Raw genomic sequence first — 18503 nt, 5'->3', positions numbered from 1 at the left:
AGACCCACTTTACAGCGGCTGCGGTCTCAGACCTGCTGGTCGTCGAAGTAGGTGCGTCTGGCGGCGATGCGGACCTCTCCGGCCCGCTCTTGAAGGTCGAAGAAGTCGCTGAAGGCCAGTTCTACCGATCGTCCGTCCTTCAGGGTGCCGGTGAAACTGCCCTCCACTGCGGCATGGGGACCGTGAATGAACAGCTGACCGATGGTGTGGGCGCCGGCATCGATGATGCGCTCCCCGGAGTAGAACTCACGCAGCTCATCATGGCCGCGGAACTCCGCATATCCGGGACGTTTGTAGGTGGCGTCGTCGTGAAAAGTCTCCAGCAGGGCCAGGTCCTGGGCGTCGACCAACTGGTAGTAGCGCCGGACCACCGCTTCGATCTGTTCGGATGCAATGCTCATCACCTCAGCATAGTCCAGTGTGGGATGTCTCACGTCTCCCGGCGTTGCTCTGCCTGCGCTCATCAAACGCCTCAGGCGCGCCAAAGTGAGCGGGGCTGCATTCGGCTCAATCAGGCGCCGTCATCTGCCTGGAGGGTGCGGTGGGCTGTTCACGGTATTCTGACCGGCATGTGTGGAATCGTTGGTTATATCGGGCTGCCGGAGAAGATTGCTGAGCATCAGGCGTTGGATGTGCTTTTGGAAGGGCTGCGGCGGTTGGAATACCGCGGCTACGACTCTGCCGGTGTGGCCACAGTGGCCGGCGGCACCATCGAGGCGCGGAAGAAGTCAGGGAAGCTGGCGAATCTGATTGATGAGATCGAGGGCGCCCCGCTGGTCCCAGCCTCGTTGGGAATCGGGCACACCCGCTGGGCGACTCACGGCGGGCCCACGGACCAGAACGCGCATCCGCACTTCGGCGACGACGGGCGCCTGGCGGTGATCCACAACGGGATCATTGAGAACTTCGCCGAGCTGAAGCAGAAGCTCTCGGCGGCCGGGCACACGTTCGACTCCCAGACCGACACCGAGGTGGCCGCCAAACTGCTCGGCGAGGCTTATCAGGCTACTGGGGACCTGACCGAGGCGATGCGGCAGGCGGTCAACGAACTCGACGGGGCCTTTACCCTGCTGGCGGTCCACACCGAGGCGCCGGACCGGGTGGTGGCCGCCCGGCGGAACTCCCCGCTAGTGGTCGGCCTGGGCGAGGGCGAGAACTTCCTGGGCTCGGACGTCTCCGGGTTCATCGACTTCACCCGGGAAGCGGTGGAGCTGGAGCAGGACCAGATCGTGACGATCACCACCGGTGATGTGGCGATCATCAACTTTGACGGCACCCCGGCTGAGGGAAAACGGTTCCACATCAACTGGGACGCCTCGGCTGCTGAGAAGGGCGGCTATGCCTCTTTTATGGAGAAGGAGATCCATGAGCAGCCCAAAGCAGTCGAAGACACCCTGCTGGGCCGTACTGATGCCTCGGGGAAGCTGACCCTGGATGAGCTGCGGATCAGCCCAGAGGAGCTGAAGCGGACCTCCAAGATCATTGTGCTGGCCTGCGGCACTGCCGCCTATGCCGGCACGGTGGCCAAATATGCCATCGAGCACTGGACTCGGATCCCGGTGGAGGTGGAGCTGGCTCACGAGTTCCGCTACCGGGACCCGATCATCGATGAGACCACCCTGGTGGTCTCGATCTCCCAGTCTGGGGAGACGATGGATACTCTGATGGCGGTCCGCTACGCCAAGGAACAAGGGGCCAGGACCTTGAGCATCTGCAACACCAACGGGTCTACGATTCCGCGGGAGTCTGATGCGGTGTTGTATCTGCATGCTGGCCCGGAGATCGCGGTGGCCTCGACCAAGGCATTTCTTGCGATGATCACCGCCAGCTACCTGCTGGGCCTGTATCTGGCTCAGCTGCGCGGCCAGCTGTTTAGCGGGCAGATCAGCGACATTCTGGCCGATCTGCATAAGATCCCGGGCAAGATTCAGACCATTCTTGATGGAGCTGAGCCGATCAAGGCTCTGGCCCGGGGTATGGCCCAGACCCCGTCGGTGCTGTTCTTAGGCCGGCATGTCGGGTTCCCCGTAGCGATGGAAGGGGCCCTGAAGCTGAAGGAACTGGCCTATATCCACGCCGAGGGGTTTGCTGCCGGGGAGCTCAAGCACGGACCGATCGCCCTGATCGAGGAAGGCCAGCCGGTCTTTGTGGTGGTGCCCTCACCCCGGGGCAGGGACTCCCTGCACAGCAAGGTGGTCTCCAACATCCAGGAGGTCCGTGCCCGCGGGGCCAAGACCATCACCGTGGCCGAAGATGGCGACGATGCGGTGACCGAGTTTTCGGAGAACGTCTTCTTCGTGCCCGAGACTCAGCCGCTGCTGATGCCGCTGCTGACCACCGTGCCGCTGCAGATCTTCGCCTGCGCCCTGGCCACCGAGAAGGGCTATGACGTAGATCAGCCCCGTAACCTCGCCAAATCGGTCACCGTGGAGTGAAGGGTTGTGCTGAGTGCATGATGTGAGCAGTATTTTGGGCCGATTCGGGAACGAAACGCTGCACAAAACATGCACTCAGCGGGATGGGGTGCCGGAGACAGAGGTATGAACAGATGTATGAGAGGTGAGACTGAGGTGATCGTGGGGATCGGGATGGACGTGGTGGATGTACCGCGCTTCGTCGAGCAGTTGGAGCGCACCCCCACGCTGCGCCAACGCCTGTTCACACCCGCCGAGCGTGAGCTGAGGGTGCGTTCACTGGCCGCCCGGTTCGCCGCCAAGGAGGCAGTGGCCAAGGCACTGGGCGCCCCGGCCGGGATGAGCTTCCAGGACTGCGAGGTCGTCTGTGACGACGCCGGTGACCCCTATCTTCAGGTGACCGGCACCGTAGCCGTTGTGGCCGAGGCTAAGGGTGTGCAGCGCTGGCATCTTTCGCTCTCCCACGACGGCGACCTCGCCACGGCCATGGTGATTGCCGAGTCCTGAGCTGGCCGCACCCGTTAGTCTGGAGATGAGTCCTCGGAAGCGGTGTGGGAGGAACGGATATGGGCGGACACCATCTGCCGCTGACCCCGGTCTATACCGGGGAGCAGATCCGTGCGGCCGAAAAGCCTCTGCTGGACGCCGGCCAGGGCCCTGTCCTGATGCGGCGGGCCGCCTACGGGCTGGCCCAGCACATTGCCCGGCTGCTGTGCGGCCGTGGCTACGGAGCCCGGGTCACCGGACTGATCGGCTCGGGGAACAACGGCGGGGACGGGCTATATGCGCTGGCGTTCCTGGCCCGCCGCGGAGTCGTCGTACGGGCGGTGCTGGTCCGGGACCGGGCGCACCCCGAGGCGCTGCAGGCGTTCCGGACAGCTGGTGGCAGAGTGATCAGCTCCGTGCCTTCGGAGACCGAGGTGCTGATCGACGCTGTGCTCGGCACCGGCTTCCGCGGAGAGTTCACCCGTCCGGAGATCCCCGGTCTGGCGCAGCTGCTGGATGACGACGCCCTGTTGAGCCGAGCGGGGGCCCTGACGTCAGAGACTGGCTCCGAGTCTTCCGAGACCCGACTGAGCCGAACGCAATGCCGCGTTTGCGGCGCAGTTTCCGAGACCATTGAGAGGTGCCCGCGACGCGGGCAGTCGCTTGAGGAGCGTAAGCGCTGTAGCGCAAACACCGCGGCCCGGCGGTGCGTGGTGGTCGCCTGCGATCTGCCCTCCGGAGTCAACGCCGACACAGGTGCCGCCGGTGACGGCACCATCCCAGCTGACCACACGGTGACCTTCGGCGGACTCAAACAGGGACTGATTACTGGGCGTGGGGGACACCTCAGCGGCCGGCTGCACACCGTGGACATCGGGCTCGGCAAGCACCTGCCCCAGGTCCCGGTGCAGCTGATCACCCACACTCCTGGGACTGACCCGGTGCCGAGCAGTCCCCCGCAGCCCACCGACCATAAGTACTCCCGGGGAGTGGTCCATATCCTGGCCGGCTCCGAGCAGTACCCGGGTGCGGCTCGGCTCACGGTCGGCGCCGCGGTGCGCACCGGAGTGGGAATGGTGATCCTGCAGGCTCCGGAGACGGTGCGCTCACAGGTGCTGGCTGCCCACCCGGAAGTGATCGGTGTCTCGGCACACTACAGTGCTGAGGCAGTCAGCCGAGCATCCTGCGTCGTCGTCGGGCCGGGTATCGGGGAGGAGCCGGCACGCCTTCAGGAGGCAGAAGCCGTGCTGGAGCAGTGCTTGGAGACCGGCACCGCCTGCGTGCTGGACGCCTCGGGGCTGGGGCTGATCCGCGACCAGCTGCGCCGCAGCGGGGGGCTGAACAAGAATGTGCTCATCACCCCGCACCTGGGGGAGGCCCGGCAGATCGCCAAAACCCTGCGAGACCGCGTGCTGGCCGGAATGCTGGAGAGTGACTGGCCTAAGACTGATCCAGTGGAGGCCGCCCGCCGGATCGCTGGTCGACTGGACTGCACCGTGCTGCTCAAGGGGGCCACCACGGTCATCGCCTCACCGCAGGGCGAGGTGATCCTGCATCGGGCCGCAGCCCCCGGGCTGGCCACCGCGGGCACCGGGGACGTGCTCTCCGGCATCCTCGGCGCACTGGCCAGTACCCAGCAGGAGGATTGGCTCGCCGTCGCAGCCTGGGGGGTCAGTATGCACACCGCGGCGGCGCAGCACATTGACCCGCAGCACCGCGGCCGTTTTGGGGCTGCTCAGCTCATTGAGGAAATCCCCCATGTCTAACCCGCAGCACCAAGACCTGGAACTGCCTAAACCCAAGGGCTGGTGCGCGACCTATGCGGTGGCGGCCGGCGTGGGGATGATCACCGCGATAGTGATGGGCTACCAGTCCGCCAAGGGTATGGCCCAGGCTAAAGGCGGCGACGACGATACAGTCCCGCTCTCCGGCGATGTGCTGTTCCTGGGCGGGATCTTCTCGCTTTTCATCATCCCTTTGGTCCTGCTGCTGGTTGGCGCTGTCCACCTGGTGGTCCGCCTCAGCGGTAAAGGTGACGACGACGATGGCTGCCGAGGCCCTGAAACTGCCACGGAGGTGAGCAAACTGTGATGTGGTGGGACTGGCTGCTGCACATTGATGCCAATCACGAGAGCATCGCCCGGGAAATGCGCACGATCTTTCTGACCGTCGTGGCAGTGGCGATACTGCTACTGACAGGCCTCGGATACTTGATCTATCGCACGGTAAAGAAGTGAGTGGATCGCGATACGCTGAACGGATGAATTCTCCGGAGCGGGCAGCGATCATCGATGCCTCCGCGATTGCGCATAATGTGCGCACCATCGCTGAGTTCGTGCGCCCAGCCAAGGTGCTTGCCGCAGTCAAGGCCGACGGCTATGGGCACGGGCTGGTCCCTGCCGCCCGTGCGGCCCTGGCCGGCGGTGCCGACTGGCTGGGCACCGCGCATATCACCGAGGCCCTGCAGCTGCGCGAAGCTGGAATCGACGCCCCCCTGCTGGCCTGGCTGCACACCCGGGACTCAGACTTCGCCGCCGGGATCGAGGCGCATATCGACCTCGGGACCTCCGGCTGGGACCTGGACCAGGTGGCCGCAGCCGCCGAGGCTCTTCACGAGCCGGCCCGGGTCCACCTGAAGGTCGATACCGGCTTGGGCCGCAATGGTGCCGCCATGACCGACTGGCCGGGCCTGGTCCAGCGCGCCGCGGAGTTCCAAAACCAGGGCCTGATCAGCGTGGAAGGCGTCTTCACCCATATGGCGGTGGCCGATGAGCCGGACCGCAAAGAGACCGACGAGCAGCTGGCCGCCTTCGGTGAGGCCCTGGCAGCTGCGGAAGCCGGCGGCGTCGTCCCCGACCTGCGCCACGCGGCGAACACTCCGGCGGCGCTCTCCCGGCCGGACGCGCACTTCGACATGGTCCGGGTGGGCGTGGGCATCTATGGGCAGAGCCCCTTCGCCGACCGCCCCGCGGCCTCGCTGGGACTCAGGCCGGCCATGGAGCTGCGCACCACCGTGGCCAATGTCAAACGCGTTCCGGCAGGTCACGGCATCAGCTACGGGCTCACCCACCGAGTGGAGGCCCCCACCCACCTGGGGCTGATCCCACTGGGCTACGCCGACGGCATCCCCCGGAACGCAGTCGGCGCCCCCGTGCTCATCCGCGGCCGCCGCTACCACTCCGCCGGCCGGGTGGCCATGGACCAGTTCGTGGTGGACCTGGGCGAGCATACCGATGTCCAGGTCGGTGATGAGGTCACCATCTTCGGCGGGGACTCCGGCATCGAGGCCGCCGACTGGGGTGCCGCCGCCGGGACCATCAACTACGAGATCATCACCCGGATCGGTGCCCGGGTCCCACGCACCGTGGTCAACCAGGAGCCCGCTGAGTGAAGAGCGACATCTCCTCACCTCGCCCGCCGCTGCCCGGGGAGAACTGGCGGTGCCAGTTCCAGCTCGCCGATCTGGAAGAGACCGCTGCGTTCGCCCGCCGACTGGCAGCACAGCTGCGCGCCGGAGATCTACTGGTGCTCACCGGCGGACTGGGTGCAGGCAAGACCACCTTCACCCAGGCGCTGGGGGAGGCATTGGGAATCCAGGGGCAGATCAGCTCTCCGACCTTTGTGCTCTCTCGGATACATCAGAATAGCGACGACGCCGCCCCGGACCTGGTTCATGTGGACGCTTATCGCACTGACGCTTCCGGGTTGGAATCTTTGGACCTGCTGGCCACTTTGCCGCATTCGGTGACCGTGGTCGAATGGGGGCGCGGCTTGGTGGAACAGGCCTCGGTGGGCCCCGGCGGCTCGTGGCTGGACCTGGAACTCAGCGCTAGTCCCGGCGGCGGGGGCGGACCCCTGACCTCTGGCACCTGCGCGGATGCGGAGCAGCCGGGTGGGTCAGATCAGGGAACCCCGCTCGCCTCTCGGCCGACTGCGGTGGCGCCGGCGTTCGCACCTGAATCCCCAGTTGGCGTTGACAGTATCGAAACTGACTTCAGTGAGAGTGAGCAGGATGCCTTGGGCACAGCCCGGACTGCAGTGCTGCGCGGCTACGGCGACAGGTGGAGCCAGCCCCTCGGAGTGCTCTGAACAGTAAAACCACCTGGAACGTTCCATATTCTTTTGCAATGTGATGTGAATCACGAACGCGGTTCCGGATGGCAAAATACAGATGTCAGTTTGTCTATAGTTCACCTTCGCTTCGCCTGTTAGTACGCTTCTGGTCCCCCAGGGTCAACCTTCGGTGAGCAGTCTTGTCGAGGTACCGGCCGGGCCTGCGCAAGGTGCCGGGCCGTTAGCCACAATCACCCGGATCACCTGATGCGAAGGAACTGGACAGCTCACTATGGCACGCAAACTTGCATTCCCCGCGGCAGTTGCCGCAATGACTCTGGCCCTTGTCGGCTGTAACGGCGACAACGGCGATGACAATGGAGACAACGGCGGCGCCGAGGCCGCCGGCGGCGGCTCCCTGCCTGACCTGCGCGCCGAGTACGGCGGCGACGACTGGCCCACCGAACTGCAGTTCGTCTCCATCCCCTCCGAGGAGCAGACTGAACTGGTCCAGCAGTACGAGACGCTGATCAGCATGTTCGAGGAAGCCCTGGAGGTGGAGATCGAATCCAGTGAGGTCACCGCCTATGCCGCAGTGATCGAGGCCATGGGCGCGGGCACCGCGGATATCGCGAACTTCGGCCCCTTCTCCTTTGTGGTCGCCGCTGACACTGCCGGCGCGCAACCGGTGGCTGTAGCTATTGACGAACCAGGGGCTGAGCCCTCATACGTCTCCTACCTGGTGACCCTGGCCGACAACAACGACATCAACGGTATCGAAGATGTTGAGGGCACCACTGTCTGCTTTGTGGACGAGGTCTCCACCTCCGGTTTCCTCTACCCCACTGCAGGCCTGATGGAGATCGGCTTGGAGGCAGAGGAGGACTACAGTTCCTACTACTCCGGCGGCCATGACAACTCTGTACTGGCGGTGCTGGACGGCACCTGTGACGCTGCCTTCGCCTACGACACCATGGTCGATGAGCAGATGATCGAGTCCGGTGACCTCGAGGAAGGACAGGTCAAGGTGGTCTGGGAGTCCGAGGACATCCCCTCTGCTCCCTTCGCCGCCAGCGGCGAACTGCCCGACTCCATGGTCGAGGCTATGGAAGAGATCCTCATCGAGTACCTCAACACTGACTGGCTCGCCGAGAACGGCTACTGCGATGACGCTGACCCTGAGTCTGGCGACTGCCGCAACCTGGTGCCCACCGCTGACTGGGGGTACATCGAGGCTTCTGACTCTGTGTTCGACGGTATCCGCGCAGTCTGCGAGATCACGCAGGCAGATGCCTGCGAAGGCTGATCACTGAACCACTGGGTCCGCGCCCTGTACCGAGGCGGGCAGGGCGCGGACCCGAACCATTCCACCATTGAGAAACACCGACCAGGGAGACCACAACCATGGCCCAGAGTATGACTGCCGAGAGAGCAACTTTCACCGGCGCGGAGGAACGCTCCATTCAACTGCGCAACGTCACCAAGCAGTTCGATGATGTCACCGCGCTCAACGACATCAACATTGACTTTGCCCCGCAGAAGATCAATGTGCTGCTGGGCCTTTCCGGATCTGGCAAGTCCACCCTACTGCGCCATATTAATGGACTCCACAAGCCCACCAGTGGAGAGGTAGTCACCTTGGGCACTGAGGTACACCGGGCCGGTGCAGGCAAACTGCGAAAACTCCGACGTGAAGTCGGCATGATCTTCCAGCATTTCCACCTGGTGGAGTCCATGTCTGTGCTGGAGAACGTCTGCACTGGGAAACTCGGCTCTCTGGCCGGCCCCCGGCTGGGACTGTTTATGTACCCCAGGGAGGTTAAGGAGCAGGCTATGGAGCAGCTGGCACGGGTCGGTCTGGCTGATAAGGCGTTCCAGCGCGCCGATGCACTCTCCGGCGGTCAGATGCAGCGGGTGGCTATTGCCCGTGCACTTATCCAGGAGCCCAAGGTTCTCCTAGCTGACGAGCCAGTAGCAGCTCTAGATCCGGTCTCCTCTGCTACGGTGATGAACCTGATCGGCAATATTGCCAAGGAAGACAACCTCACTGTGGTCTGCTCCCTGCACCAGGTAGAGGTTGCCCTGGAGTTCTCTGACCGGATCATTGGTCTGCGCGGCGGCCAGCTGGTGATGGACCGGGACTCACACTCGCTGAGCCTCAAAGAAGCTCACGAGATCTACAACGCCGTTGCTGTGGTCACTGAAGAAGAGATCCAGGAGCAGGCTCCTGAGCTGGCGGGCATCGCTGGCGAGCAACATTCCTGAACTGAGCCTCTGAGCGGAGAGACAGACTGATGGCAACTCTGAGGCCCGAAGCGGCGGAGGCTCCGCGCAGCACATCGGGACGGCGCCCTGTGCCCAAGCGCCCAACGCCCAGCATTCATGTGATCGCAGTATGGGGCATCTTCCTCACACTGATCGCCGGCGGCGTGTGGTCGATGTTCGACCTGGGCATTAACCTCTTTGACGTTCTGGTCAACATCATCAGCGGCTGGGACTGGATCACCGAGAATCTTTTCCCGCCGCAGTTTCCAGAGGCGGCACGACTGGTGGAGCTGATTCTCACCACCCTGGGGATCGTCTTCCTGGCCACTCTGTTCTCTGTGATCACCTCGGTGCCGATCGCTATCTTCGCCGCAGTCAACACCACCACAGGGGCCATCTCGCGACAGACCGCGCGAATCATCATCATCTTCTGCCGTGCCGCTCCCGACCTGGTCTTCGCCATCATCCTGATTCGTGTATTCGGCCCCGCCAACGGTGCGTTGATCGGCATTGTGGCCATGGGGCTGAGCTCCATCGGCATGGTGGGCAAGCTCCTTGCTGACAATATCGAAGACGTGGACCGGGGCCCCAGCGAAGCGATCCGTGCCGCCGGAGGGGCCCGGTGGCAGTGGATCCAGTCCACCGTAATCCTGCAAATCATGCCGCAGATCGTGGCCCATGGTCTGCACCGGATGGATATCAACCTGCGGAACTCTGTATTGCTGGGCTTCGTGGGAGTTCCCGGATTGGGACAGGCTCTGAGTAATGCAATGAATACCCGCCAGTGGGATCTAGTGATGGGCTACACCATCGTGATCACTGTGCTCTGCATCCTCATGGAACTACTCTCCGGGGCGATTAGAACTCAGATGATGGGCAGAGACTCCGGCGGACGGCGTCGTGGGGTCCTGGGCCTGCTAGAACGAATCGCCCAGAACAGCTGGGTGCACGCTCCCACTGATCCGCACACTGCACAGCGCACACCAAAGGGCCGCGTGCGAGTGGCCCCGCAGTGGGATGCTGGCCGAATCCAGCGCTTCTTCGGCTGGGCGGCGCTGATCACACTGGCCTTCCTGGCGATCTACGATGTCGAACTGAACTGGGAAGTGCTGATGAACACCTTGGGCAACTTCCCGGATGTGGTCAGCCGGTTCTTCCCACCAGATGACCATGGGCACTATGCAAGCCGCTACTTCCCGGCCCTGGTAGAGACTCTGCAGATCGCCATGGCCTCGCTGCTGCTGGGACTCTTCGTTGCCCTGCCGATCGGTGCGTTTGCCGCCCGGAACGCAGCTCCTACCAAGAACATCGCCACCTTTTTCCGTTGCCTGATTGTTGCCTGCCGCGCCTTCCCCGAGCTGGTACTGGCGATTGTGCTGGTGGTGATCCTGGGGTTCGACGCGACTGCGGGTGTGATCGCATTGGCCTTCGGCTCCATCGGACTGCTCGCCAAACTGGTGGCCGACTCTCTTGAAGAATCTGATACTCGAGTCCAGGATGCCGTCCGGGCCGGTGGAGCCGACCGGGTTCAGACCTTCTTCTCAGCAACGGTTCGCCAGACTGCACCAGCCACGGTGGCGCACATCCTCTACCAGCTGGACGTCAACTTCCGGGCTGCTACTTTGCTGGGTGTGCTCGGTCTGGGCATCGGCTTCGACCTGCTGCAAGCTTCAGCCCGTAGCCGCTACGAGATCCTCAGCCTGCTGATCATCAACATTCTGGTAGTGGTGATTATCCTGGAGCTGATTTCCATGTACGTCCGAAAAGTCGTCAGATAACAGTGAGCCCCGGGTCTATGGCAGAACCCAGGCAGAAGGCTCAGCAGATTGCCTCTGCTCTGATGGAGCAGATCGCCGGTGAGCCCGACGGGGCCAGGCTGCCCGGAGAGCAGGAGCTCGCTCGCCGATTCGGCACCAGCAGATTCCAGGTGCGCTCGGCGGTGGAGATGCTCATCGAGCAGAACCTGGTGCGGCGGAGCCGAGGCGTGGGAACCTATGTGTCCCGCCCCGTCGAGATGCTGATCTCCAGCAAGCAGCCGCCCTCCTTCCACGCGATTGTGCAGGCTGCCGGGCACCGTCCTCGCACCAAACGGGTGGATATTGACCAACAGGCTCAGCCTCCGGTGGAAATGGCCCGGATGCTCGGCCAGACGGAGGGACTGAAGGTGATCCGGCTGACCCGTCTGGGATGGGTCGATGACCGGATCGCCTGCTGCTCCTATGAGTGGATTCTTCCGCACCTGGTGAGCGAGGTCGGTGTAGCCCTGGGTGCTGTGGAATCCCTCCACGAAGTGCTGCGCATGGGACGCCACCACCCCAAACGGGCGCGGAGCACCGTCTCGACAGAGTATCCGCCAGCAGATATCGCACGGCGGCTGGAGCTTCCCCGGCCCGCCCTGGCCTGGAGAGTGCAGACCCTGAGCGTGGAGGCCGAAACCTCAGCACCCCTGATGGTCTCCCGCACCTGGCACCGCCAAGACGTGGTCCGGGTGACCGTGGAGTCTTGAACCTGCTCCCCGACAGGTGACAGGAAGGTTACCGGCCCGTTCACCCCGAGTTCACTCAACAGTGCCAGCTGATTCATCCCGACCGCAGACCATAACAGTCATGGCAGAATCCAGCACAGCAGTACCGCCCGAGCAGCGGCAGCGCACCGCCCGTGTGCTTGCGGCCGCATCACAGCAGGAGCTCGCCGAACTGTGGCACAGCTGGCCGCAGAAACCGCAGGTCGAATATCTGCGCGGACCCGAATCCGGCCTGGTCATGGTGCAGGGCCGGGTCGGCGGCACCGGAGACCGTTTCAACCTGGGAGAGGCCACCGTCACCCGCGCGACTGTGACCCTCAACGCCGAAGGGGAAGAATCCACCGGCACCGCCTATGTGCTGGGCAGCTACCCGGAGCATGCCGGACTGGCCGCGATCTTTGACGCCCTGCTGAACTCCAGCCAACGAAAGAGAGCCATGGCTGAGATCATCACAGTGCTCGAGCAGCGCCAGAACACCCGTGAGGCTGCTCGCCGGGCCGATGCCCGCAGCACGGTAGTCGACTTCTTCACTGTGGCCCGGGAGAACGACGGCGGGGAAGGGGATCAGGACGAATGAACCAGGCAGCAGCCACCCTCACCCCCGGGTTCGCCCAACCCGTGCAGGATGCTCAGCGGGTCTTCCGCGCAGTGCTCGAAGCCATGGCCCGCCCGCTGCAGCCACAGGCGCTGGCAGTGCCGCTGACACCCCCTGCCCCGCTGACTGCTGAAGCTGGCGGCGTCGTCCTCACCCTCTGTGATGAGCAGACGCCGCTCTGGGTGGACCCGCAGCTGCACCGCCATCACGAGGTCACCGCCTGGCTGGGCTTCCACACCGGGGCACCACTGGTGGCCGCAGCCGCCGAGGCTTTGTTCTGCCTGGCGTCCTCTCCGGACGCGGTACCGCCTTTTGAAGACCTCAGCCCGGGAACCGACCAGGAGCCGCACCGCTCAACCACCCTGATCGTGCAGGCGGAACAGACCGGGTCCCGGCAGAGACTGCGGGGCACCGGTCCAGGGATCCGGGAGGCCCTGGACTGGGACGGCCACGGGATGACTGAGCAGTTCCGCACCGCCCGTGCCGAACATGCCGGAGGGTTCCCGCGCGGAGTGGATGTGCTGATCACCGGCCGAGGCACCGTCACCGGGCTGCCGCGCACCACCGTCCTTGAGCCGACCGGACCGGACACTGCAGCGGAAGGAGGCGCCTGATGTATGTAGCCGTCAAAGGCGGGGAGAAAGCGATTGCTAATGCCCACGCCCTGCTCGCCCAACGAGGCTCTGGCCAGGAGGATTCCGGCGAGAGCGCTGCGCAGGAGCGCATCGCTTCCCGGCAGCTGCGTGGCCAGATGGGTGTACTTGTCTCACGGGTGATGAACGAGGGCTCCCTCTACGACCCGAACTTAGCAGCCAAGGCGCTGCTGCAGGCTCAAGGGGATGTGCTGGAGGCGGTCACCCTGCTTCGCTCCTACCGCACCACCCTGCCCCGCTTCGGTGCGACCGTAGCCCTGGACACCGGTGCTCTGCCCCCGGAGCGGCGCATCTCGGCCACCTTCAAAGACCTCCCCGGCGGGCAGCAGCTCGGCGCCACCTTCGACTACACCCATCGGCTGCTCGCTGAGCGGCTTCAGGTTTCCGAGATCCCGAAGGATACTGAGGAAGAGGACGACGCCGCCCCCGGGACTATGCCGCGCATCACCGACTTATTGGGGCACGGGTCCCTGGTGGAACCTGACCACCCCGAGGATTGGGCTGATGAGGACCCGGGTGATCTGACCAGGGAGCCGACCACCTTCCCGATGACCCGTCCCGAGCGGCTGCAGGCACTGGCCCGCGGGGATGAGGGCTTCCTGCTCTCGCTGGGCTATTCCACCCAGCGCGGCTTCGGCAACACCCACCCCTTTGCCGGGGAGGTGCGGGTAGGTGAGGTGGAGGTGCTCTTCGAGCCCGCGGAGATCGGTTATGAAGTGCCGATCGGTCGAATCGAGATCACCGAATGCCAGATGGTCAACCAGTTTGTGGGCTCTGCCGAAAAGCCCCCGCAGTTCACCCGCGGCTATGGGCTCTCCTTTGGGCGGGCCGAACGCAAGGCGATGTCCATGGCGCTGGTGGATCGGGCACTGCGCTCCGAAGAGTTCGGCGAACGCCGCATCTCCCCAGCCCAGGATGAGGAATTTGTGATCTCCCACGCGGACAATGTGCAGGCCGCCGGATTCGTAGAGCATCTGAAGCTTCCGCACTATGTGGACTTCCAGGCTGAACTGGTGCTGCTGCGCCAGCTTAACGCCGAGTTTGAGGGGAGTGAAGATGCTGGCTGAGCCTCGGATCGTCTACAACGAGGGCTATCTGGACGAGCAGACCAAGCGTGTAGTGCGCCGGGCGCTGCTGAAGGGGATTGCGATCCCAGGCTTTCAGGTGCCCTTCGCCTCTAGGGAGGTCCCGATGCCGCGCGGGTGGGGCACCGGCGGGGTGCAGGTCACTGCCTCGGTGATCGGTCCAGATGACCTGCTGAAGGTGATCGACCAGGGTGCTGACGACACCACCAACGCGGTCTCCATCCGCCAGTTCTTTGAGCGGGTGGCCGGGTCTGAGTCCACTACCCGCACCGATGAGGCAACGGTCATCCAGACCCGCCACCGGATCCCGGAGACCCCGCTCGCCGAGGGACAGATCCTGGTCTACCAGGTTCCGATCCCCGAACCGCTGCGTTTTTTGGAGCCGCGGGAGACGGAGACCCGTCGGCTGCACGCCCTGGAGGAGTACGGACTGATGTACGTGAAACTCTTTGAGGACATCTCCCGGTACGGGCATATCGCTAAGACCTACGACTATCCGGTGATGGTCAACGGACGCTATGTGATGGCACCCTCGCCGGTACCCAGCTTCGACAATCCCAAGATGCATATGAACCCGGCCCTGCAGCTCTTCGGGGCGGGCCGGGAGAAGCGGATCTACGCGGTGCCGCCCTACACCTCGGTGGAGTCCCTGGGATTCGAGGATTTTCCCTTTGAGCCCCAGCAGTTCGACCAACCCTGCCAGATCTGCGGCTCGTCGGGCGTCTACCTGGACGAGGTGGTCACCGACGACGCCGGCGGGGCCATGTACGTCTGCAGTGACACCGACCACTGCACACGCGCCGCTTCGGCGGTTGGCTTCCGCGCAAGCAGAACGAGAGGCGAGTGGGATTTCCCTGCCACCGGGACCGGCACTGAAGGGGCTGTTCAATGATCGCTGAATCCGCTAGTCCACTGCTCAGTGTCAGCGGTGCCGGGCACCACTATGGGAACCGATTCGGCTGCCGCGGTGTGAGCTTCGACCTCTGGCCCGGTGAGGTGCTCGCCGTGGTGGGGGAGTCCGGCTCCGGGAAATCCACCCTGCTGGGCATGCTGTCCCAGCGACTGAACATCGACGAGGGTTCCGTGCACTACCAGACCGCCGAGGGCCAGATGACAGATCTGGCCACGCTCAGTGAGCCAGAGGTGCGCCGACTGTGGCGGACCGAATGGGGATTTGTGCACCAGAACGCGGCCGAGGGTCTGCGCATGCACGTCTCAGCCGGAGGCAATGTGGGCGAGCCGCTGATGGCCAACGGCGCTCGGCACTACGGGAAGATCCGTGCCCGCGCTGCGGACTGGCTGCAGCGGGTTGAGATCCTCGCTGACCGGATTGACGAGACCCCGGCTACCTTCTCCGGGGGCATGCGTCAGCGGGTGCAGATCGCCCGGAACCTGGTGTTCGGTCCACGCCTGGTGTTCATGGACGAGCCCACCTCCGGGCTGGACGTCTCCGTGCAGGCGAAGCTGCTGGATCTCATCCGCTCCCTGGTAGCTGATCTGGGATTGGCCGTGGTGGTGGTCACCCATGACCTCGCCGTGGCCCGACTCATCTCCCACCGCACCCTGGTGATGCAGGGTGGGCAGGTGGTTGAGCAGGGGCTGACCGACCGCGTACTGGATGATCCCCAGGCCGCCTACACCCAGTTGCTCGTTTCATCCATCCTCAAAGGCTGACCGGTGATGACTGATATGAACCGAGAACATTCAGTGCTCAGCGTCAAGGACGTGGCCAAGACTTTCATCCTGCACCTGCAAGGCTCCCTGCGGCTGCCCGTGGTCACCGGGGTGACCTTCGATGTTCCCCAGGGGCAATGCGTGGTGCTCGGCGGGGAGTCCGGCGCAGGAAAGTCCACCATCATGAAGATGGTCTACGGCAGCTACCAGGCCGACTCTGGCAGCATGATGCTCAACCACCGCGACCGATCCCTGGACCTTGCCGCAGCTCAGCCTCGGCAGATGCTGACCGCCCGCCGGGAATCCATGGGCTACGTCAGCCAGTTCCTGCGGGCCTTGCCGCGAGTGCCCGCCGTCGATGTGGTGGCCGAACCGCTCACCGACCGCGGCATCCCCCGCCCCCAGGCCCGCCAGCAGGCTGGTGAGCTGCTGGACCGGCTCAGCATCCCCGAACGGCTCTGGGAGCTGCCCCCGGCGACCTTCTCCGGCGGTGAGCAGCAGCGGGTCAATATCGCCCGGGGGTTCGCCACCTCCACCCCGCTGATGCTGCTCGATGAGCCCACCGCATCCCTGGACGCCCGCAACCGGGGCGTAGTCATCGAGATGATCCGGGAGCGGCTGGAGGCCGGAACAGGCATGCTCGCCATCTGTCATGACGCTGAGGTCCGCGATGCCGTAGCCGACCAGATCGTCGACGTCGCCGCCTTCGCCCCACACCGAGAGGAAGCCAAATGACTGCTCCCGCCACCGCCCCTGCAGGGCATTCTGCAGCTCAAACAGCCGGACCCTGGCAGCTGGGCCTGCCGCCGGCCCACTACGCAGTGCGCAGTGTACGCGCTGTGCTCCCCGGACGTATCGTCCACGGGGCCACCGTGGTGGTGCGCGAGGGGCGCATAGCGGGCATCCTTGAAGGCCGGGCCGACACGGTCGCAGACCTCAACGGCAACAACCTGCTGCTGGCTCCCGGCTTCATCGACGTGCACAGCGATGCGCTGGAGGGCGAACGGATGCCCCGGGCTCATGCCGAGGTGCCCCTGGAATTCGCCCTGGCTTCCTACGAGGGCCGGATCGCCTCAGCCGGCACCACCACCATGTTCCACGGCGCAGCCTTTCAGCATCAGACCGCCCGGGGCCTGACCCGCCGGGCTCATCTGGCACTGGAGATGTGCCTGGCAGTGGATGAGCATCTCTCCTACCGGGTGGACCATCGGGTGCTGCACCGGCTGGATGTCCTCTCCGAGGAGGGCGCCAGGACGCTGAAGAGACGGCTCGATGCTCTGCCTGAAGGTGGTCCTGTCCAACTGGTCTCCCATGAGGACCACACCCCGGGCCAAGGGCAGTACGCCGATCCGCAGGTGATGTTCCGTTCATTGGTGGACGGGGACGGCCTGAACCCCGCCGCTGCCCAGGAGCAGGTCCAGCGGCTGATCCGGGAGCGGGAGCAGAATCTGCACATCAGGGAGGCCAACCTCGCCTGGCTCTGCGATGAAGTCTCCCGGGGGCGGGTCCGGCTATTGGGACACGACCCGGATTCCGCGGAGGAGATCAGCGCCCTGGCTACCCGGGGTGGTGCGGTGGCGGAGTTTCCCACCACGCTGGCTGCAGCCCAGGCGGCCCGTGAGCAGGGGCTGAGCATTGTGGCAGGAGCCCCGAACATCCTGCGTGGGCTCTCCCACTCAGGAAATATCTCGGCCCGTGAGCTGGTGGAGGTCGGACTGGTGGACGCCCTGGCCTCCGACTATCTGCCCACCGGACTGCTGGCGGCCGCTGCGCTACTGGCCAAGCGGGGAGTCTTGACCTTTCCGGAGGCGGTGGGCCTGATCACCTCCGGTCCGGCCCGGGTCGCCGGGCTGAGCGACCGCGGAGCGCTGAAGGAAGGACTGCGTGCTGACTTCGCCCTGGTTGATGACTCCACCGGGGAGTGGCCCCGTGCCGTAGCTACCCTGCGGTCAGCCTGATAGGGAATCAGCGCCGCCGGTACCATGGATGGGTGCTGCTGCTCGCCATCGACTCTTCCGCAGGGGCGTCCCTCGCCCTGATCCGATCAGGGAACGTGCCTGACGCGGCCCCCGAGGTGCTCCACTCCGCCGAGACCCAGGTGCCCAACGCCCATGCCGAATGGCTGGCCCCGGCAGTGACTGAGGCCCTGACCGAGGTGGGCCTGCGCGGGGAGGAGCTGGACGGCGTCGTCGTCGGTGCCGGACCCGGGCCGTTTACCGGGCTGCGGGTGGGACTGGCGCTGGCACACGGGCTGGCTGAAGGCTGGGATGTGCCGCTGCACGGGGTGTGCAGCCTGGACTCGCTGGCTCTGCGCGCGGATGATGCCGGAATCAGCGGGCAGTTCCTGGCCACCAGCGATGCCCGGCGCCGTGAGCTCTACTGGGCCCGGTATGAGAGTGCTGAATGGGCCCCTGAGGTCTGGTCTCCGGGAAAATCCTCAGAGTTCTCTGGGCCACCTCAGGCAGGCTGCCGTCTGGTCGAAGGGCCGTTCGTAGGCCCCGCTGAAGAGCTTCCCGATCTGCCCTCCGTAGGTGCGGGGCTCTGGCTCTATCCCGATCAGTTGACATCTGCTGAGCTGGCCGGTGCGCCGGCCGACCCCGCTGCCTGGACCCCGCATGCCGTTGAGCTGGGCCGACTGGCACATGGGGCGCTCACCGGCGAGCTACACGGTGTGCTCTGCGCCCCGCGCCCGCTCTACCTGCGCGACTCCGATGCCAAAGTCCCCGCACAGATGAAAGGCCGTGCCGGATGATC

20 protein-coding genes are annotated in these 18503 nt (G+C 64.8%); 19 read left to right on the top strand and 1 reads right to left on the bottom strand.

What is annotated here, in order from left to right; translation table 11 throughout:
• Positions 1-26 precede the first annotated feature (26 nt).
• Positions 27-401, bottom strand: a complete 375-nt coding sequence (locus tag F0311_RS12775) for a nuclear transport factor 2 family protein (protein ID WP_150462303.1) — start codon at positions 399-401, stop codon at positions 27-29.
• Between the two features lie 168 nt (positions 402-569).
• Here F0311_RS12775 and glmS point away from each other — a divergent pair, with 168 nt between their 5' ends.
• The 19 genes from glmS (at position 570) to tsaB (ending at position 18501) form a co-directional block, all read left to right on the top strand.
• On the top strand, positions 570-2435 hold the full coding sequence (gene glmS / locus F0311_RS12770) for a glutamine--fructose-6-phosphate transaminase (isomerizing) (protein WP_150462302.1): 1866 nt from the start codon (positions 570-572) through the stop codon (positions 2433-2435).
• 135 nt (positions 2436-2570) lie between these two features.
• A complete protein-coding gene (locus F0311_RS12765; RefSeq protein WP_150462338.1) occupies positions 2571-2921 on the top strand; it encodes a holo-ACP synthase in 351 nt (116 codons plus the stop codon).
• A gap of 59 nt (positions 2922-2980) precedes the next feature.
• Positions 2981-4666 carry an NAD(P)H-hydrate dehydratase gene (locus tag F0311_RS12760; RefSeq protein ID WP_150462301.1) on the top strand — a complete coding sequence of 562 codons (1686 nt, stop codon included), beginning with the start codon at positions 2981-2983 and terminating at the stop codon, positions 4664-4666.
• The gene (locus tag F0311_RS12755) at positions 4659-4991 is read left to right on the top strand and encodes a hypothetical protein (RefSeq protein WP_150462300.1); all 333 of its coding nucleotides are present in this window, start codon (positions 4659-4661) and stop codon (positions 4989-4991) included. Before F0311_RS12760 ends, F0311_RS12755 begins: the two co-directional genes overlap by 8 nt.
• Positions 4988-5137: a hypothetical protein gene (locus F0311_RS18120; RefSeq protein ID WP_191089914.1), complete on the top strand. Its 150-nt coding sequence runs from the start codon at positions 4988-4990 to the stop codon at positions 5135-5137. Before F0311_RS12755 ends, F0311_RS18120 begins: the two co-directional genes overlap by 4 nt.
• A 23-nt stretch (positions 5138-5160) precedes the next feature.
• Positions 5161-6291, top strand: coding sequence for an alanine racemase (gene alr, locus F0311_RS12750; RefSeq protein WP_150462299.1), 1131 nt, complete (start codon positions 5161-5163; stop codon positions 6289-6291).
• Positions 6288-6989 (top strand): tRNA (adenosine(37)-N6)-threonylcarbamoyltransferase complex ATPase subunit type 1 TsaE, encoded by a 702-nt coding sequence (gene tsaE, locus F0311_RS12745; protein WP_223881321.1) that lies wholly within the window; start codon positions 6288-6290, stop codon positions 6987-6989. The genes alr and tsaE overlap by 4 nt, the downstream gene beginning before the upstream one ends.
• Before the next feature lie 256 nt (positions 6990-7245).
• Positions 7246-8259, top strand: a complete 1014-nt coding sequence (locus F0311_RS12740) for a phosphate/phosphite/phosphonate ABC transporter substrate-binding protein (RefSeq protein WP_150462298.1) — start codon at positions 7246-7248, stop codon at positions 8257-8259.
• Between the two features lie 98 nt (positions 8260-8357).
• The gene (phnC, locus tag F0311_RS12735; protein WP_223881320.1) at positions 8358-9218 is read left to right on the top strand and encodes a phosphonate ABC transporter ATP-binding protein; all 861 of its coding nucleotides are present in this window, start codon (positions 8358-8360) and stop codon (positions 9216-9218) included.
• Between the two features lie 29 nt (positions 9219-9247).
• Entirely contained in the window at positions 9248-10996 is a 1749-nt protein-coding gene (locus F0311_RS12730; protein WP_150462296.1) for a PhnE/PtxC family ABC transporter permease, read from the top strand.
• A gap of 17 nt (positions 10997-11013) precedes the next feature.
• Positions 11014-11724, top strand: a complete 711-nt coding sequence (locus F0311_RS12725; RefSeq protein ID WP_150462295.1) for a GntR family transcriptional regulator — start codon at positions 11014-11016, stop codon at positions 11722-11724.
• A 100-nt stretch (positions 11725-11824) separates the two neighbouring features.
• Complete coding sequence (gene phnG, locus F0311_RS12720) at positions 11825-12319, top strand: phosphonate C-P lyase system protein PhnG (RefSeq protein WP_150462294.1); 495 nt, start codon at positions 11825-11827, stop codon at positions 12317-12319.
• Complete coding sequence (phnH, locus tag F0311_RS12715) at positions 12316-12951, top strand: phosphonate C-P lyase system protein PhnH (protein ID WP_150462293.1); 636 nt, start codon at positions 12316-12318, stop codon at positions 12949-12951. The genes phnG and phnH overlap by 4 nt, the downstream gene beginning before the upstream one ends.
• The gene (locus F0311_RS12710; protein WP_150462292.1) at positions 12951-14057 is read left to right on the top strand and encodes a carbon-phosphorus lyase complex subunit PhnI; all 1107 of its coding nucleotides are present in this window, start codon (positions 12951-12953) and stop codon (positions 14055-14057) included. The genes phnH and F0311_RS12710 overlap by 1 nt, the downstream gene beginning before the upstream one ends.
• Complete coding sequence (locus F0311_RS12705; protein ID WP_150462291.1) at positions 14047-14967, top strand: alpha-D-ribose 1-methylphosphonate 5-phosphate C-P-lyase PhnJ; 921 nt, start codon at positions 14047-14049, stop codon at positions 14965-14967. Before F0311_RS12710 ends, F0311_RS12705 begins: the two co-directional genes overlap by 11 nt.
• The gene (gene phnK / locus F0311_RS12700; RefSeq protein ID WP_150462290.1) at positions 14964-15749 is read left to right on the top strand and encodes a phosphonate C-P lyase system protein PhnK; all 786 of its coding nucleotides are present in this window, start codon (positions 14964-14966) and stop codon (positions 15747-15749) included. Before F0311_RS12705 ends, phnK begins: the two co-directional genes overlap by 4 nt.
• Positions 15750-15755: 6 nt before the next feature.
• Entirely contained in the window at positions 15756-16484 is a 729-nt protein-coding gene (phnL, locus tag F0311_RS12695; RefSeq protein WP_223881319.1) for a phosphonate C-P lyase system protein PhnL, read from the top strand.
• On the top strand, positions 16481-17707 hold the full coding sequence (locus F0311_RS12690; protein ID WP_150462289.1) for an alpha-D-ribose 1-methylphosphonate 5-triphosphate diphosphatase: 1227 nt from the start codon (positions 16481-16483) through the stop codon (positions 17705-17707). The genes phnL and F0311_RS12690 overlap by 4 nt, the downstream gene beginning before the upstream one ends.
• Before the next feature lie 32 nt (positions 17708-17739).
• A complete protein-coding gene (gene tsaB / locus F0311_RS12685) occupies positions 17740-18501 on the top strand; it encodes a tRNA (adenosine(37)-N6)-threonylcarbamoyltransferase complex dimerization subunit type 1 TsaB (RefSeq protein ID WP_150462288.1) in 762 nt (253 codons plus the stop codon).
• Positions 18502-18503: the final 2 nt, after the last annotated feature.

It is taken from the genome of Nesterenkonia ebinurensis, assembly GCF_008711175.1.
In the GTDB taxonomy this organism is placed as follows: Bacteria; Actinomycetota; Actinomycetes; order Actinomycetales; family Micrococcaceae; genus Nesterenkonia; species Nesterenkonia ebinurensis.
The sequence above is the reverse complement of the archived record's forward strand: the minus strand, read 5'-3'. Positions and strand labels throughout refer to the sequence as shown.

Excerpts from the sequence above, each read along its gene's own strand:
- phnH (WP_150462293.1), top strand. The coding sequence starts at position 12,316 with ATGAACCAGGCAGCAGCCACCCTCACCCCCGGGTTCGCCCAACCCGTG.
- phnL (WP_223881319.1), top strand. The coding sequence starts at position 15,756 with ATGACTGATATGAACCGAGAACATTCAGTGCTCAGCGTCAAGGACGTG.
- F0311_RS12730 (WP_150462296.1), top strand. The coding sequence starts at position 9,248 with ATGGCAACTCTGAGGCCCGAAGCGGCGGAGGCTCCGCGCAGCACATCG.
- F0311_RS12690 (WP_150462289.1), top strand. The coding sequence starts at position 16,481 with ATGACTGCTCCCGCCACCGCCCCTGCAGGGCATTCTGCAGCTCAAACA.
- F0311_RS12705 (WP_150462291.1), top strand. The coding sequence starts at position 14,047 with ATGCTGGCTGAGCCTCGGATCGTCTACAACGAGGGCTATCTGGACGAG.
- glmS (WP_150462302.1), top strand. The coding sequence starts at position 570 with ATGTGTGGAATCGTTGGTTATATCGGGCTGCCGGAGAAGATTGCTGAG.
- phnC (WP_223881320.1), top strand. The coding sequence starts at position 8,358 with ATGGCCCAGAGTATGACTGCCGAGAGAGCAACTTTCACCGGCGCGGAG.
- F0311_RS12710 (WP_150462292.1), top strand. The coding sequence starts at position 12,951 with ATGTATGTAGCCGTCAAAGGCGGGGAGAAAGCGATTGCTAATGCCCAC.
- phnG (WP_150462294.1), top strand. The coding sequence starts at position 11,825 with ATGGCAGAATCCAGCACAGCAGTACCGCCCGAGCAGCGGCAGCGCACC.
- F0311_RS12725 (WP_150462295.1), top strand. The coding sequence starts at position 11,014 with ATGGCAGAACCCAGGCAGAAGGCTCAGCAGATTGCCTCTGCTCTGATG.
- F0311_RS12775 (WP_150462303.1), bottom strand. The coding sequence starts at position 401 with ATGAGCATTGCATCCGAACAGATCGAAGCGGTGGTCCGGCGCTACTAC.
- alr (WP_150462299.1), top strand. The coding sequence starts at position 5,161 with ATGAATTCTCCGGAGCGGGCAGCGATCATCGATGCCTCCGCGATTGCG.
- F0311_RS12755 (WP_150462300.1), top strand. The coding sequence starts at position 4,659 with ATGTCTAACCCGCAGCACCAAGACCTGGAACTGCCTAAACCCAAGGGC.
- F0311_RS12740 (WP_150462298.1), top strand. The coding sequence starts at position 7,246 with ATGGCACGCAAACTTGCATTCCCCGCGGCAGTTGCCGCAATGACTCTG.
- F0311_RS12760 (WP_150462301.1), top strand. The coding sequence starts at position 2,981 with ATGGGCGGACACCATCTGCCGCTGACCCCGGTCTATACCGGGGAGCAG.
- phnK (WP_150462290.1), top strand. The coding sequence starts at position 14,964 with ATGATCGCTGAATCCGCTAGTCCACTGCTCAGTGTCAGCGGTGCCGGG.